This is a genomic window from Kutzneria buriramensis (genome assembly GCF_003387475.1).
Classification (GTDB): domain Bacteria; phylum Actinomycetota; class Actinomycetes; order Mycobacteriales; family Pseudonocardiaceae; genus Kutzneria; species Kutzneria buriramensis.
This window is the reverse complement of the sequence record NZ_QUNO01000021.1, coordinates 19,324-34,133: the sequence shown is the minus strand read 5'-3', so window position 1 is coordinate 34,133 and position 14,810 is coordinate 19,324. Positions and strand designations below refer to the sequence as shown.

Genomic DNA, 14,810 nt, shown 5'->3' with positions numbered 1-14,810 from the left:
GTCAGACCAGCATCGTCGCAATGGTGTCGACGAGTTCCGTGATCGCGTCCGGCTCGTCGAGTTGACGGGACCAGAGAGCCGATTCCGCCGCCCTGGCCTGCGTCCACCGGTGCACGCGCTCCCGATCCACCTCCGCCGCCTCCGCGAACTCCGCGATCCGCCGCGCCACTGCCCGGCGCGGGTCGGCCTCGGCCATGACCGCCGGCCAGTCGTCACGCAGCACGGGCAGCAGTTCGTAGGCCGGATCGCCCGCCAGCCCGCTCGGGTCGATCGCCTTCAGTTCCTCGCCCCCGCGCAGGACGTTCCCGAGGTGCAGATCCCCGTGCACGAGCGAGTCGGGCTGACCGACCGCGAGGTCGCGGACGTTCGCCACGCAGGCGTCGATCACCCGGCTCGGCAGCGGGTGGCCCAGCCGTGCCGCGTGCTTCGGGACGTCCACCATCCACGCCCGTGCCCTGTCCGCCAGCGAGTTCAGCCCTCTCGGCGCCGGGATCGCCAGCCGGCGTGCGAGCCGACCGATTTCCGCAATCGACGCCGGCTTCTCCAGCGGTTGCAGCCTTTCCAGCAACATCGCGCCGCTGTCGTCGCTCGCCAGCAGCCGCGCCGCGCCGTTGCCGTTCCACGCCGCCAGCGCCACCGCCTCGGCGGTGTTGGCGGGGAACCCCAGCTTCAGCACCACCTCTTGGCCGTCAGCTCGGATCGCCGGGATCACCACGCCCACGAACCCATGCATGACGGGTCCGGACATGGCGCATTGCCACCGTGCCAACACACCGGCCGCCAGCTCCGGGAGCGCCTCGATCCACCGCCGGCCGGCCTCGCCCTCTCTGGTGATCGTCGCCTCGACGAATCGGCGTGGAACGGTCAGCACACGACCCCCGGAAGCTCTTAGTTACAGCTGCTCGCTGTAACCTATCCGGTACGGTAGGTCCATGTCCAAGGACGACAGCGAGCGGGGTAACGTCGGCGGCCGGCCCCGTGACGCGGCCATCGACGAGGCGATCATCCTCGCCACCCGTGAGCGGCTGGTGCGGGACGGCTACTCGCGGATGACCATCGGCGACATCGTCGCCGATGCCGGCGTCACGCGGCCGACGCTGTACCGGCGTTGGAGCACCAAGTTCGACCTCGTGGTGGACGCGCTCGACTACGGCTTCCGCCGGCAGCGCGACACGTACACCGTCGACCTCGCCAAACTCGCGCCGCGCGAGGCGCTGGTGGAGGCCGTCCGGCGGCTCGACCCCACGTACTTCAACCCGGACGCCATGGTGCTGATGGGCAACTTCGCCGGCGAGGCCATCCGCACCCCCGAGCTGCTCGACATCCTGCGCACGCACGCCATCGAGCCCAGGGTGTCGCTGCTGGAGGACGTGCTGGCGCAGTTGCAGAACCGCGGCGAGGTGCGGGACGCCATCGACCCGCACACCATCGCGATCATGTGCTTCGGCAGCTACTTCGGGGCTTTCTACCGGGGTGAACCGTCGAAGGACCTTGCCGAGAAAGTGGTGGCCGTGCTGTGGCCGGCCATCGCTGGTTAGTCGGCGAGCCAGCGGCGCCAGACGGCTACGTGCAGGATCACGGCCAGGCTCACGGCGTTGAGGGTGGTGTGCGTGGACCAGCTCAACGCCTGGCGATCCGGCACACCGATCCAGCCGGCGACTACCGGCAGCATCAGGGCGAAGACGGCGGTCAGGGCGACGACCAGCAGCAGAATCAGGGTGCGGCCGAGGACTTCGGACAGCAGAATTCCGGGCCACGCCTCGAAGAGCATGGCCACGAGGAGGATCGCGGCGATGGCGGAGCCGGAGACTTCGGCGAGGCGGTTGGCCTCCCAGCCCAGGACGTGCACGGCGAACAGGTAGCTGAGCCAGCCGCAGGCGATCACGGCTAGATGGGCGGTGATCAGACGGATACCCCGCCTAGGTATGCGGGCGAAGGGCCAGCCGCGGAGGGCGACGTACCAGATCATCTGCCACGCGCCGAGGGCGGCGATCCAGCTGGCGTACGACTCGCCGACGACGAGGCCGGTGCGGACGAGACCGAAGTACAGGGCCAAGCCCACCAGCCAGCAGACGGCCAAGGCGGCGAGGCCGGAAGGGACGCGGGCGAGCCCACGCAGCGGCCAGCACTCGCCGACGAGGGTGAGCTGCAAGATCACGCCGAAGATGCCGACGGCGAGGGGTACCACCGAGGACATCGACGGATGGCCGGGACCGGGGGCGAAGATGCCGGCCAGGTCGACGCCGGAGACGAGGCCCTGACCGAGCACGGTCAGCAGCACGCCGCCGACGGCGACGATCACCGTGTCGTACAAACCCGACCAGCCGCCGGTGAGCAGGCTGCCGGGCCAGTCCTGCCACCAGAACGCGATCACGGCGACGATGGGCAGCGCGAACGTCAGCAGCGGGCCGAGCACGGTGAAGGTGTGCACGGGACCGCCCCAGCCGACCGCCAGAAGCACGGAAGCCGGCAGGGCGAAAAACAGACCGAGCAAGCCGCGCCGGGGTTGCCCCCGCCGGGCATCGGCGAGGGCCTCCGGGCTCAAGGCGTCGGGCGCGCTGACGGAAGGACGGCCGACGACCTCCGAAGCGGCGACGTCAGATGACATGTTCGATCCGGATCGGCAATCTGTAGTGCCGCCGGCCGGTCGCGTGATGCACGGCATTGGCGACGGCGGCGGCCGCGCCGACCATGGAGACTTCGCCGAGACCCTTCACACCGACCGGGTTGTACCGGTAGTCGGGCTTGTCGATGAAGTCCACGTCGATGCTGTGCACATCGGCGTTGACCATCACCGGATACTCCTCCAGCGTGGAGTTGACGAACCCACCGAAGCGATCGTCCACCATGGACTCCTCACGCAACGCGGCGCCGATCCCCCAGATCACGCCGCCACGAACCTGGCTGGCCGCCGTGACGGGACTGGCGACCCGGCCGCAGTCGGCGACGCTGACCACGCGAGGCACCCGGATCCGGCACGTGGTGGGCTCCACCCGCACCTCGACGAAATGCGCGATCCAGCTGAAGGTGACGAAGCCCGGATACTCCGGCCCGGTGATCGCGAGGTGCCCGGTCATCGACTGGGCCAACGCGTCCGCCGGCTGGCCGGGGCCGACCGAGTCCGCGTGCACCGTCACCGCGTGGCCGACGGCCGCGACAGCCGGCGCGACCTCGACGTCGCCGGTGTCCGCCACGTCGAGGTGCTTGCGAAGCTCCCTGAGTCCGGAGTGGACGGACGGCAGCGCCGAGGCGGTGCCCCACGAACCGGCCGTGAGGTGCTGTGTGCCGACCGTGGTGTCGCCGACCTGCACGACCACGTCACCCACGGGAATTCCCAAGTCCTGGGCCACGTGCAGGGCGATCGTCGACCGGATCCCCTGCCCCATCTCGTGTCCGTCGACGGCGACGGTGACCCGGCCGTCCTCGCCGGCGGTCAGGGTGGCATTGGTGGCGGCCGTGTTGCAGGGATAGTTGCCGATCGCCACACCCCAGCCGATGAGGGATCCGTCGTCGGCACGCATCGAGCGCGGCTCGGGGTTGCGGCCGGACCAGCCGAACAGCTCGGCCCCGCGCCTCAGGCAGTCGGCCACGTACCGCGTCGAGAACGGCAGCCCGCTGATCGGGTCGGTGTCGGTGTCGTTGGCCAGCCGCAGTTCGACCGGGTCCCGGCCGACCTTGTACGCCAGCTCGTCCACCACCTGCTCGAAGGCGAACATCGACGGGCTCTCGAACGGGGCCCGCATGTACCCCGGCGTCTGCACGTCGGTCTGCACCAGCCGCTGCCGGCCGCGGTACGCCGACAGGCCGTACAGCCGGGCGGAGGTCTCGGTGTGCATCGCGGGGAACAGATCGTGGCGCGAGGTCTGCTGATCCACCTCGTGCACCGCGGCGGTGATCTTGCCGGTCTCGTCCGCGCCGAGCCGGATCCGCTGCCGGCTGGCCGGCCGGAAGCTGCCGTTGTGGAACGTCTGGGTGCGGGCAAGCACCAGCTTCACCGGCCGCCCCAACCGCTTCGACACGAGCGCCAACGGTCCTATGTGGACCAGAAGCGAGTTCTTCTGGCCGAAGCCGCCGCCGACGTACGGCGACCGGACCTCGATGTTCGCGGCGTCGATGCCCAACTGCTGCGCGAGGCCGAACCGCAGGGCGTTGGCGTTCTGGGTGCCCTCGTGCACGATCAGCGTGTCGCCGTCCCAGTGCACCACACCGCCATTGAGCTCCATCGGCACGGCGTGCTGCGGCGGGTGCTCGTAGGTGCCCTCGATCGTCACCGGGCTGGCGTCGATCACCGCGTCGGCGTCGCCGACCTTGAGGTCGGCCAGGAACGGCAGGGGGATGGCCTCCTCCTGCACGAGCGTCGTGGCGCCCTCGGAGTCCAGGTGCAGCGCGGTCGGCTCGTCCTCGTACTCGGCGGTGATCGCCTCGGCGGCCTCGGTGGCCGCGACCGGTGTCTCCGCCACCACGATGGCGATCGGCTGCCCGCGGTAGGCGATGTGGTCGTCGGTCATCGGCTGGAGGCTCTGGAAGCCGAAGCCGCCACCCATCACGAAGCCGGGGCTGGCGAGGTCGAAGTGCGTCTCCACGGCCAGCACCCCGGGCACGGCCGCGGCGGCGCTGGTGTCCACGCTGATCAGCCGGCCGCGGCCGGTCCTGGCCAGGGCCAGGGCGGCGAACGCCATCCCGGGCAGCACGCGGTCCGCGCCGTAGAGCGCCTTCCCGGTGACCTTCTCGTACGCGTCGACCCTCATCGGACGGCCCGCTCCCCGGCAGTGCGCACGGCGTCGGCGACGGTGCGGATGCCCAGCTCGATGCGGAATCGGTTGGTGCGGCCGGGACGTGCGTCCGCGAACGCGATCTCGCCGGCCCGCCGGGCCGACTCGGCGGTCAGCGGCTGGCCCAGCAGCGACTGCTCGGCCTCGACCGCCCGCCACGGGCGGGTGGCCACCCCGCCCAGCGCGATCCGGCTCTCGGTCACCACGCCCTGTCCGTCGATCACGAGCCCGACCGCGGCCGACGCCAGCGCGAAGGCGTAGGACTCACGGTCGCGGATCTTCAGGTAGGTGGAGCCCCGACCGGCCGGGGTGAGCGGAACCCGGATGCGGACGATCAGCTCGTCGACGTCCAGCACGTGTTCGCGGCTGGGGTCCTCCCCCGGCTCGACGTGCAGGTCGGCCAGCGCGATGGGGCGCTCGCCGCGAGGCCCCACCACGTCGACGACCGCGTCGAAGGCGCGCAGCGCGATGGCGAAGTCGCCGGCGTACGTGGCGCTGCACAGGGAACTGGCGCCCAGCAGCGCGTGGTGCCGGTCGTGCCCCTCGATGGCGGCGCAGCCGCTGCCGGGATTCCGCTTGTTACAGGCGAAGTCCGTGCCCCGGAAGTAGCCGCACCTGGTGCGCTGCAACAGGTTTCCGCCGAGCGTGGCCATGTTGCGCAGCTGCTGGGAGGCGGCCCGCCAGATCGACTCGGCCAGCGCGGGGTAGTCGGCGCGCACCACGGGGTGGTCGGACACGTCGGCCATCCGGACACCGGCGCCGAAGACCAGCTCGGAGTCGGTGACGGTGATGCCGGCGAGTTCCGGCAGCCGCAACACGTCCACGACCGCGGGCGGCGCTTCCACCCCGAGCTTCATGAGGTCGTACAACGTGGTGCCACCGGCGAGGATCTTGGTGCCGGGCACGGCGTCGCGCAGCACGGCGACGGCGTCATCGACGCTGCCGGGCGCGGCGTAGGCGAACGGTCGCACGGGTCAGCCCTCCTGCGTCATGCCGGCGACCTGCCGCACGGCGGCGACGATGCCGCAGTACGCGCCGCAGCGGCACACGTTTCCGCTGAGGTACTCGCGGATCTGGTCGTCGTCGGCCATATGCCCCTCGGCGATGCACGCGAGGCCGGACATGATCTGCCCGGGCGTGCAGTAGCCGCACTGCAAGGCGTCATTGTCGACGAACGCCTGTTGCAGCGGATGCAGTCCGCCGTCGGGACCGGCGACGCTCTCGATGGTGTGGATGTCCTGGCCGGCGGCCTGCACGGCCGGCGTCAGGCAGGACACGACGCGGCGGCCGCCGAGGTGCACGGTGCAGGCGCCGCAGTGGCCCTGGTCGCAGCCCTTCTTGGTACCGGTCAGGGCGAGTCGTTCACGCAGCACGTCCAGCAGCGACTCGCGCGGATCCAGCGTGAGCCGTACGGGATCGCCGTTGATCGTGCAGGTCACTTCGACCGTGGTGGCGGGCAAGTCGTTGGTGGACACGCCGCCACCGTAAGTGGCCGATCCGACGGCCGCATTCCGCAGATTGCGGTGTGAACCGGCGATTATTGCGGTCGGCCCGCCCGATACTCGGAGGGTGACTGGCCGGTTTCGCTGCGAAAGGCCGACGTCAGCCTGGAGGGTGACGCGAACCCACACAGATGAGCGATCTCGGTGATGGACAGTTCGTGACGGCTCAAATGCCGCCGGGCGCGCTCGACCCGAACCTTGGTCAGGAAGCGATACGGCGTCTGACCGGTCTCCGCCTTGAAAACGCGGAGGAAGTGGAACGGACTCAGGTCGGCCACCGCGGCCATCTCGGCCAGCGTGAGCGGCAACTGGTGGTTTTCCCGGATGAATTGCGCCGCGCGGCGCACCCGCTGGTCCTCCCGGCCCAGCTCACGGGGCGTCGGCGCGGACGCGTGCACGGTCAGCAGGTGCGCGGCGAGAAATGTCGCCGCCGACTCAGCGTAGAACTCGTCGACGCCGGCGCGGGCGGCCGCACACAAGGCGTCGGCGACCGAGGACAACACCGGATCCTCGACGGACAACGCGTCCGGTCGGCCCAATCTTGCGGCGTCCCGGCCCCACAATTCGACGCAGGTGCGGTCGATTAGCGCGCCGGGGATCTCGATATGCGTCGTCAATGTGCGTTCCGTGCCGCGCCAGCGGATGTCGGTCGCCCGCCCCGGCGCGGTCAGTCCGATTTGGCCGGGGCCGAAACGGGCGGCGCCCCAGGTCGAACCGTGTCGCGACTCGATGGTCGTCACGCCCACGTTCGCGAGCACAATGGACTGGTCGCCGCTCGGCGGCAGTTGCAACTCCGCGCGTTCGGCGTTGTCGTACTGGTAGACGCGCAACACCGTCCAGCCGACATCCGGCCAGTCGTCCCGTCTTCGGCGCGCCTCGGGCGCCGCGCTGTCCACGCTCATCAACCGCAGTATCCATCGCGGCGCCGTGCGATGCCGCGAACGCGGCGACGGGTACCCGCTCCGTCCGGCAACGACTGGACGAACGGTCGGCCGGGCCACTGTCCGCACACGATCAGTCGCCCGCCCGAAGTCCACTGTGGACTATGCCGCGGGCGGCGTGATGTCGTAGGAGATCCGGCCGGCGGGCAGGTAGAACAGCGCGATCAGCGCGCCGCCGCGAACCTCCGGGTAGTGGTGGCTGCCGGGCGCCGGCGCGGTCCAGCCGGGCCCCTGCCAGCCGCGCGGGCCCATCAGCTCGGCGCCGGGCGTCAGCGGGACGACCAGGTTGAGCTCGCCGTACGGGTGCTGGTGGTACTGGCCGCGGTACGGCTCGACGCTGTCCATGTAGACCGCCGTGACGCTGAAGTAGTTCAGCGCGTCGGCCGGTTCGGCGATCTTGCTGCGGCGGTAGCGCGGGCCGTCCACCTCGATGTTGGCCGCCCACCCGTCGCGCACGCCCTCGGTGATCATGCGCGCGAGGTCGTCGTAGAGCGCGGTGCCGGGGCCGTAGGTCTGGTTCAGCCAGGTCTCCAGCTTGCCGCCGGCGGTCCGGTTCTTCACCTGGTCGAGGAAGGGAATGCCGCGATCGATCAACTCCTGCGCGGTGGTCATGCCACCACGGTAGCGTTACAGTCAATAGCTGTAACGGAACCTGACCTCGCCGTCCTGCGTCTCGTCGGTCGGCTCAAGACCGGCGGCTGTCGCGACCGCGACGGAGGCGTGGTGGTCGGGGTGGACGTGCGCGACGACCGTGCGGACCGACTGCCGGCCGAGCCACTCGACCAGGGCCTTCGCCGCCTCCTTGGCGATGCCGCGGCCTTGCCAGGCGGTGCCGACGACCCAGGCGATCTCGGCCGTCGGGCCCGGGCCGACCGTCGCCTGCACCGTGCCGGTCAGGCGGCCGTCGAGGCTGATCACCCAGTTCAGCCAGGTGATCTCCGGGTTCGGCGAGCCGGCCTCGAGATGCCGGTACCGGACGCGCAGCCGTTCCACCGTGCTCGGGGCGCCGCCGATGTACGTGTGCAGCGCGGGATCCGCCAGAACGGCGGCCATTTCCTCGGCGTGCTCGACCCGTAGCGGCAGCAGTCGCAGCCGCTCGGTGGCGATCGCCTCGACGAGCATCAGCGGCGGATCGGGTGGCGGGCCGCGTTGATGCTCTGGAACACGTAGAGGGCGCCCGACCAGACGTGCATCAGCAGGCCCCAGCCGGCGAAGCCGTAGCCGATCGGGCCCGCGATCATCGCGGTGGTCGGGCCGACCTGCGCCAGCAGCAGGATCGGCAGCGCGTACAGCAGGCAGAAGGTCGCGGCCTTGCCGAGGTAGATCACGTCCGGCGTGTCGTAGCCGGCGCGGCGCAGCAGCGGCAGGCAGAGCGAGACCGCCACGTCGCGCAGCAGCACCAGGGCCACGAACCACCACGGCAGGATGCCCCGCACCACGAACGCGAACGCCGTGGCCAGGATGTAGAGGCGGTCCGCCGCCGGGTCCAGCAGCGCGCCCAGGCGGCTGGCCTGGTCGAGCCAGCGGGCCAGCTTGCCGTCCAGCCAGTCGGAGATCGCGGCGAGCGCGAGGACCACGATGGCCCAGACGTCCTCGCGGGGGCCCAGCAGCAGCCACAGGAACAGCGGCACGCCCGCCAGCCGCAGGATGCTCAGCAGGTTGGGGACGGTGAACACCCGGTCGGACCGGACGTGCGCGTTGCCTTGGACCACAAGGCACAAGCCTATGTTGCGAGGTGGAGAACGCGCCCGGTGGGCGGGTGGCGTGTCGCGCGGTCTGAGCGGGAGCGGTCCCGGCCGGGCGGAGCAGCAGCAGAGCGAAGGAGCCCGCCTGAGTGAGGCAGCCGGGCGAGCGAGGCGACGCCGCCACAGCAGAGCAGCCCCCGGCCGAGCAGAGCAGCCCCCGGCCGAGCAGAGCAGCCCCCGGCCGAGCAGAGCAGCCCCCGGCCGAGCAGAGCAGCCCCCGGCCGAGCAGAGCAGCCCCCGGCCGAGCAGAGCAGCCCCCGGCCGAGCAGAGCAGCCCCCGGCCGAGCAGAGCAGCCCCCGAATCAATCCAACCACGAGGGTCTGACAGTTCCGGGCGGGCGAGCGGCGGCGACCACTCGCTCCCGCCGAAGTGTCAGACCCCATGGCTAGGGTTGATTCGGGGGCTGCTCAATTCGATCTCTGTGCGGAACCGGCTCCGGCCTGTCTCAGGCCGGTCGGGTCGATCCTGAACTGGTGGGGTCGACCCGAAACCGGCCGATCGATGCCGAGTCGGCGAGCTGGTCCCAAGGCGGTAGGTCGATCCCAAGCCGGCGGATCGATCCCGAGCCGGCAGGTCCGATATCGAGGTCCCGATCGCGAGGACCGCGACCGCGGGTCCATGGCCGGTGGGTGAGATCTGTGGTCGTCTGCCCCAGACCTACATTCGGTGTGTCTGTGGGCGCGACTCGCGGGGGTTACCGGGAGCGGGACCAGCCGCGGAGCTGGAGCTCGTCGCCGGTGAAGAAGCGGGGGCGGCCGCGGTCGTCGACGCCGACCCAGCGGGCCCGGCCGTGCGATCCCTCCAGGACGTACGCGTGCCCGCCGCTCCACACGACGCTGCACGGCGCGGTCGGCAGCGGACGGGAGTTCCGGTTCGCCTCGGACTGGCTGGTTGCCTCGGCCATGACGCTCATCTAGCTGAATCCTCCGTGAGGGGTTCCGTCCGGGAAGCGGGTCACCCGGTCGCTGTGCGTTACCCCGACGACGTCGATTCTGGCCCCCGTTCCGGCGCTCCCGGCCGGTTTCCGACCGGCCCGCGCCCGCCGGGTCAGATACGTCGCCCAGCTGCGATTCCTGTCACGTGATCGACTTGTGCCCGGGGTCACCGCGCCTGCCGTTCGGCGCGTCTGCCCGACCGACGAACGGCGCCCGACCGCGGCACCGCCGATCGGCCGCACCGGTCACACGGCGGCTGACCTGCCCAGTTCCGCCAACCTGCGCCGCATACGCCGCTGCCACGGCTCGAGCCCCGCGCGGGTGAACAGATCGAGCGCCGCGGTGAGCCGGTGCCGGCCGAGCCGCTCGTCGCCGTCCCGCAGCGCCAGCTCGGCCAGGCTCCAGCCGGCGAAGGCCTCGCCGAACACGTCCCCGATCTCGGCGAACGCCCGCTGGCAGCCGGTGAGCACTCGCTCGGCGCGGGCGGTTTCGCCACGGATGACGAGCACGTGCCCGAGCTGACGCAGGCACCGCAGCTCCCCCAGCCGGTCACCGAAGCCCCGGTACAGCGCGGTCGCCTCGGTCAGGCACCGCTCGGCGGCGTCCTGGTCGCCCCACTTGCAGTGCGAGGCGCCGAGGAACAGCAGCACCTGGGCCTGCCCGTACGAGTCGTCGAGGCGGCGGAAGGCCGCGAGCGCCGCAGCCAATGCGGACTTCGCTGCGTCCACGTCCCCCAAGTCGCGACTCAGCAGCCCCAGGCAGAAGCCGGCGTTGACGCTGCCCCGCTCGTCGTGTTCGGTGGCGTAGTCGGCGGCGGCCTCGTCGAAGCAGGCCCGCGCGAGGTCGAGCCGGCCGTTGTGGTGGTGCACGTCGCCGAGCGCCATCAACGCGTGGGCCTGCGACAACCGGTCGCCCTGCCACAGCTCCAACGCCTGCCGCAGCAGACGTTCGGCCAGCTCGTGCCGGTCCTGGGCGAAGCACAACCGGCCGAGCCCGTACCGCATCCGGGCCTCGCCCCACCGGTCGTTGCCGGTCACGGCGGCGACCAGCGCCCGCTCCTGGCACCGCCGCCAGTCGTCCCAGTGGCCCCGCACCTCCAGGAAGCCCTCGCACGCCGCGGCCAGCCGCCACGCGTGCCCCACGTGCCCCTCGGCGGCCGCCTGGTCGATCGCCACGGCCAGTTCCTGCCGTTCCACCTCGAACCACGCCATGGGATCCACCGACGACGCCGCTCCCCGGCCGGGCAGATGCGGCAGCCAGCCGGCGTTGGGCAGCATCGCCTCCGCCTCCTCGGCGGCCGCCAGCCACGCCGACAGCGCCCGCTCGACGGCCTCGTCCCGCTCCCGGTCGGACATCGCCTGCTCACGGGCGTAGACGCGGACCAGACCATGCATCCGGTACCGGTCGGCGACCAGCTCCAGCAGCTGGGCGTCCACCAGGTCCTCGACCAGCCGCTCCGCCCGATGCGGCGGCCGATCCAGCACGGCGGCCGCCAGCCGCGGCGAGTAGTCCGCGTTGTTCAAGGACCCCAGCAGGCGAAGGGCCCGCTGCCGTTCCCCGTCCAACGCCCGGTAGCCGGTGGCGAGGCTGGCCCGGACCTGCATGTCGCCGGCTTCGAGGCCGTCCAGGCGGCGCTGCTCGTCGGCCAGCTGCGCCACGAGCCAGCTCAGCGGCCGGTTCGCCCGCGCCGCGAGCCGAGCGGCGGCGATCCGCAGCGCCAGCGGCAGGCCGCCGCAGTGCCGGACGAGGTCGCGGGCGGCGGCGGGTTCGGCGGCGACCCGCTCGACCCCGAGCACGGTCTCCAGCAGCCGCAGCGATTCGCCGTCGTCGAGCACGGTCAGGTCGACGGTCCGGGCCCCGGCCAGCCCGGTGAGCCGGTTCCGGCTGGTCACCAGCACGGCCGAGCACTCGTCGCCGGGAATCAGCGGCCTGACCTGGGCCTCGTCCACGGCGTCGTCCAGCACGAGCAGCACCCGCCGGCCCGCCAGGCGGTCCCGCAGCAGCGTCGAACGGCCCTCCACGCTGTCCGGGAGGTGCGTGCCGAGCACCCCCAGCTGCCGCAGCAGCCGACCCAGCACCTCCGCCGGATGCAACGGGCCGGTGGCGTCGCGAAGTGTGGCGTGCAGACGGCCGTCGGTGAAGTGAGGGCGCAATCTGTGGCCTATGTGGACGGCAAGTGCGGACTTGCCAACACCCGGCATACCGGCGATCACCTGCACCACCGGCGTCCCGCTGTGCCCCGACGGCGCCGCCAGGCGGGCGGTCAGCTCGTCCGCGAGGGATGCTCGGCCGACCAGGTCCGGCACGTCGGGCGGCAGCGCCTGCGGTCTCAACACAACGCGATCGGGTGCCTCCGGCCGCCAGTCCAGCGCCGGATCCCCCACCAGCACGCCGCGTTCCACCTCGCGCAGCCGCTCCCCCGGCTCGATGCCCAGCTCGGCGACGAAAGTCGCGCGGGCGTCCCGGTACGTCTCCAGGGCGTCGGCGCTGCGGCCGGCGCGGTGCAGGGCGAGCATGAGCTGTGCTCGGAACGGCTCGTGCAGCGGCGAATCCGCGACCAGGCCGGCGAGCTCCCCCAGCAGGTCGGCGTGGCGGCCGAGCCGGAGGTCCGCGTCGATACGCCGCTCCAGCGCGTTGATCCGCAGCTCGGCGAGCCACCTTCCGGCAGCGAAGTGCAGTGACGGCGACGGCACGTCCGACAGCGCCGGTCCCCGCCAGAGGTCCAGCGCCTCGCGCAGGCGGTCGGCGGCGGCCGCCGCCGGCGCCGATTCGGCCTCCGCGACCAGCGCCTTGAACCGGTCCAGGTCGAGTTCCTCCGGCCCCACCTCGATCAGGTAGCCCGGCGGCCGGGTGCGCACCGGGTCCACCCCGGCGGCGGTCAGCGTGCGGCGCAGCCGCAGCACGTAGCCCTGCAATGTCGCCTTCGCGCTGGCCGGTGGTTCCTCACCCCACAGCCGCTCGGCCAGCTCGTCCACCGACACCGGCCGGTTGGCGCTGAGCAGCAGCGTGGCCAGCACGATCCGGTGCTTGGCGGCCGGCAACGCTGTCGGCTGTCTGTCGATCGTGACCTCGAGCGGCCCGAGGACGGCGTAGCGCACCCCCACAGTGGAGATAATGCCCCTGTTGACAAGCATGAGTAGGGGGAACGAGTGTCTCCAGTCACGATCGTCACCGGCGGCAGCCGCGGCATCGGCGCGGCGGCGGTGCGCCGCCTGGCCGCCGACGGGCACGCCGTGTGCCTGTCGTTCCGCGCAGACGCCGACGCCGCCGAGAAGGTCGTCCGCGAAGTCGTCGACGCCGGCGGCCGCTGCGTCGCGGTGCGCTCGGACGTGTCCGTCGAGGACGACGTCGAGGCGTTGTTCCGCACGGCCCGCGAGGAACTGGGTCCGATCACCGGCCTCGTCGCGAACGCCGGCGTGACCAGCCCGATGATGCCGCTCGCCGACCAGCCGGTCAGCCAGCTGCGGCACCTGATCGACGTGAACGTGCTCGGCGCGCTGCTGTGCGCGCGGCGGGCCGTGCAGTCGATGTCCACGGCCCGCGGCGGCAACGGCGGCTCCATCGTGCTGGTGTCCTCCTCGGCGACGCTGCACGGCGGGCCCGGCGAGTACGTGCACTACGCGGCGTCCAAGGGCGCCGTGGACGTGCTGACCGTGGGGCTGGCCAAGGAGGTCGCCAAGGAGGGCATCCGGGTGAACGCGGTGGCGCCGGGCATGGTCGACACCGAGATCCACATCGTGTCCGGCGACCCGGACCGGGCGTGGAAGGCGGGCGACCGGATCCCGCTGGGTCGGCCGGCCGACCCGGCGGAGATCGCCGACCCGATCGCCTGGCTGCTGTCCGACCAGGCGTCCTACACGACCGGCGCGATATTCCGGATCGCCGGCGGACTCTGACTCACACGTCGTTGTACGTGAGCTTCAGCAGGTCCAGCTTCTCCAATGTCGGCGTGGACAGGGCGGTGCCACCGGAATTGACGAGCGTGATCGGAGTTCCGGTGTTGCCGCCCACCCAGCCGGCGTTGTTGGCCAACGCCTGCGCGTCGTCGAAATACACCACGCCGTAATCGGGCAGCGTCGTCGGCGAACCGCCGACCGACGGCGTTTCCACGATCCATTCCGCGCAGTTGCCGCGCAGCGTGGTGCCGGACGGCGCCGTGATGGCGAACGAGACGGACTGGTCGGTGCTGTCGTTGGTCAGCCAGATCGACGCGGTCGTGGTCGAGGTGGCGCAGATCAGGCAGAACATGGTGTCGCCGGCGGAGACCGGGAAGTTCGAGATGGCGATCTCGAAGTCCGGGTACCACTCCCACCAGGCGTAGACCCGCTTGCTGCCGTTGACCAGCGAGGACTCGGTGCCGGCCTGGAGCACGTCGGGCGAGCCCCAGCCGTCGATGCCGACCCAGGACGACGAGTAGTAGGAGGTCTTGCCGCCGCTGGGGTCGGACGGGTCGGCCACGGTCCACTCGCCCTCGACCCACTTGAACGAGTCGCCGGAGGCGGCGAACACCGCGCTGCCGGACCAGTTCGTCGAGGTGGCATTGGCCTTGTGAGAACCGGCCGGGCCGGTCGACTCCGCCTCGGCGCTCGGGCCGCGCATCGGCCCGTGCACCTTGTCGGTGTTGCGCACGAAAACCGGCTCGATCCGGGTGTAGTTCCTGCTGACTCTGCGCTTCCACTGGGTGTACAGGGGGCGCTGCGCGTCCTGGTCGGGACGGGCCGGGAATCCGTAGGCCAACAGCTCCCGCTGGTCGGCGGTCAGCGGGTCGAAATCGGCCGGCGGGGTGGAGAACAATCGCACGCCGAGATCGCTCGGCGACATGATGGTTTCGGTCACCAGTAGCACCTCCACACACGGCGTCGGGCATTTCTGATCAATGCGAAGAAACGACGCCGATGGTTCCAGGAGCCGTCC

General features: G+C 71.4%; 14 protein-coding genes. 2 read left to right on the top strand and 12 right to left on the bottom strand.

Annotation, left to right across the window (positions count from 1 at the left end; translation table 11 throughout):
* Nucleotide 1 precedes the first annotated feature (1 nt).
* A complete protein-coding gene (locus tag BCF44_RS44680) occupies nt 2-871 on the bottom strand; it encodes an aminoglycoside phosphotransferase family protein (protein WP_211353521.1) in 870 nt (289 codons plus the stop codon).
* Between the two features lie 61 nt (nt 872-932).
* On the opposite strand from BCF44_RS44680, the gene BCF44_RS44675 reads away from it, so the two are divergent.
* Nucleotides 933-1,538, top strand: a complete 606-nt coding sequence (locus BCF44_RS44675) for a TetR/AcrR family transcriptional regulator (RefSeq protein ID WP_116180619.1) — start codon at nt 933-935, stop codon at nt 1,536-1,538.
* Here BCF44_RS44675 and BCF44_RS44670 read toward each other — a convergent pair.
* The 10 genes from BCF44_RS44670 to BCF44_RS44625 all read right to left on the bottom strand — a co-directional run bounded on the left by BCF44_RS44670 (nt 1,535) and on the right by BCF44_RS44625 (nt 13,000).
* Nucleotides 1,535-2,608 (bottom strand): hypothetical protein, encoded by a 1,074-nt coding sequence (locus tag BCF44_RS44670; protein WP_116180618.1) that lies wholly within the window; start codon nt 2,606-2,608, stop codon nt 1,535-1,537. The two genes, BCF44_RS44675 and BCF44_RS44670, sit on opposite strands and share 4 nt — an antisense overlap.
* On the bottom strand, nt 2,598-4,748 hold the full coding sequence (locus BCF44_RS44665) for a xanthine dehydrogenase family protein molybdopterin-binding subunit (protein ID WP_116180617.1): 2,151 nt from the start codon (nt 4,746-4,748) through the stop codon (nt 2,598-2,600). The genes BCF44_RS44670 and BCF44_RS44665 overlap by 11 nt, the downstream gene beginning before the upstream one ends.
* The gene (locus BCF44_RS44660; RefSeq protein WP_116180616.1) at nt 4,745-5,743 is read right to left on the bottom strand and encodes an FAD binding domain-containing protein; all 999 of its coding nucleotides are present in this window, start codon (nt 5,741-5,743) and stop codon (nt 4,745-4,747) included. The genes BCF44_RS44665 and BCF44_RS44660 overlap by 4 nt, the downstream gene beginning before the upstream one ends.
* Nucleotides 5,744-5,746: 3 nt before the next feature.
* Nucleotides 5,747-6,247, bottom strand: a complete 501-nt coding sequence (locus BCF44_RS44655; protein ID WP_170218090.1) for a (2Fe-2S)-binding protein — start codon at nt 6,245-6,247, stop codon at nt 5,747-5,749.
* Between the two features lie 62 nt (nt 6,248-6,309).
* Nucleotides 6,310-7,176, bottom strand: a complete 867-nt coding sequence (locus tag BCF44_RS44650; protein WP_116180615.1) for a helix-turn-helix domain-containing protein — start codon at nt 7,174-7,176, stop codon at nt 6,310-6,312.
* A 141-nt stretch (nt 7,177-7,317) separates the two neighbouring features.
* Entirely contained in the window at nt 7,318-7,827 is a 510-nt protein-coding gene (locus tag BCF44_RS44645) for a DUF4863 family protein (protein ID WP_116180614.1), read from the bottom strand.
* Between the two features lie 21 nt (nt 7,828-7,848).
* On the bottom strand, nt 7,849-8,337 hold the full coding sequence (locus BCF44_RS44640; RefSeq protein ID WP_116180613.1) for a GNAT family N-acetyltransferase: 489 nt from the start codon (nt 8,335-8,337) through the stop codon (nt 7,849-7,851).
* Complete coding sequence (clsA, locus tag BCF44_RS58200) at nt 8,337-8,927, bottom strand: cardiolipin synthase ClsA (protein WP_246016180.1); 591 nt, start codon at nt 8,925-8,927, stop codon at nt 8,337-8,339. The genes BCF44_RS44640 and clsA overlap by 1 nt, the downstream gene beginning before the upstream one ends.
* A 728-nt stretch (nt 8,928-9,655) precedes the next feature.
* Complete coding sequence (locus BCF44_RS44630; RefSeq protein ID WP_170218089.1) at nt 9,656-9,874, bottom strand: hypothetical protein; 219 nt, start codon at nt 9,872-9,874, stop codon at nt 9,656-9,658.
* Between the two features lie 267 nt (nt 9,875-10,141).
* Entirely contained in the window at nt 10,142-13,000 is a 2,859-nt protein-coding gene (locus BCF44_RS44625; RefSeq protein WP_170218088.1) for an AfsR/SARP family transcriptional regulator, read from the bottom strand.
* Between the two features lie 45 nt (nt 13,001-13,045).
* Between BCF44_RS44625 and BCF44_RS44620 the strand changes: the two genes are divergently transcribed.
* Nucleotides 13,046-13,792 (top strand): SDR family oxidoreductase, encoded by a 747-nt coding sequence (locus BCF44_RS44620; protein ID WP_116180611.1) that lies wholly within the window; start codon nt 13,046-13,048, stop codon nt 13,790-13,792.
* 1 nt (nt 13,793) lies between these two features.
* Here the strand turns inward: BCF44_RS44620 and BCF44_RS44615 are convergent, their stop codons facing one another.
* Nucleotides 13,794-14,732 carry a G1 family glutamic endopeptidase gene (locus BCF44_RS44615; RefSeq protein WP_147328872.1) on the bottom strand — a complete coding sequence of 313 codons (939 nt, stop codon included), beginning with the start codon at nt 14,730-14,732 and terminating at the stop codon, nt 13,794-13,796.
* Between the last annotated feature and the right edge of the window lie 78 nt (nt 14,733-14,810).

Bases quoted from the DNA above. Each gene is read 5' to 3' on its own strand.
- BCF44_RS44665 (WP_116180617.1), bottom strand. From the start codon at position 4,748: ATGAGGGTCGACGCGTACGAGAAGGTCACCGGGAAGGCGCTCTACGGC.
- BCF44_RS44670 (WP_116180618.1), bottom strand. From the start codon at position 2,608: ATGTCATCTGACGTCGCCGCTTCGGAGGTCGTCGGCCGTCCTTCCGTC.
- BCF44_RS44640 (WP_116180613.1), bottom strand. From the start codon at position 8,337: ATGCTCGTCGAGGCGATCGCCACCGAGCGGCTGCGACTGCTGCCGCTA.
- BCF44_RS44650 (WP_116180615.1), bottom strand. From the start codon at position 7,176: ATGAGCGTGGACAGCGCGGCGCCCGAGGCGCGCCGAAGACGGGACGAC.
- BCF44_RS44675 (WP_116180619.1), top strand. From the start codon at position 933: ATGTCCAAGGACGACAGCGAGCGGGGTAACGTCGGCGGCCGGCCCCGT.
- BCF44_RS44645 (WP_116180614.1), bottom strand. From the start codon at position 7,827: ATGACCACCGCGCAGGAGTTGATCGATCGCGGCATTCCCTTCCTCGAC.
- BCF44_RS44630 (WP_170218089.1), bottom strand. From the start codon at position 9,874: ATGAGCGTCATGGCCGAGGCAACCAGCCAGTCCGAGGCGAACCGGAAC.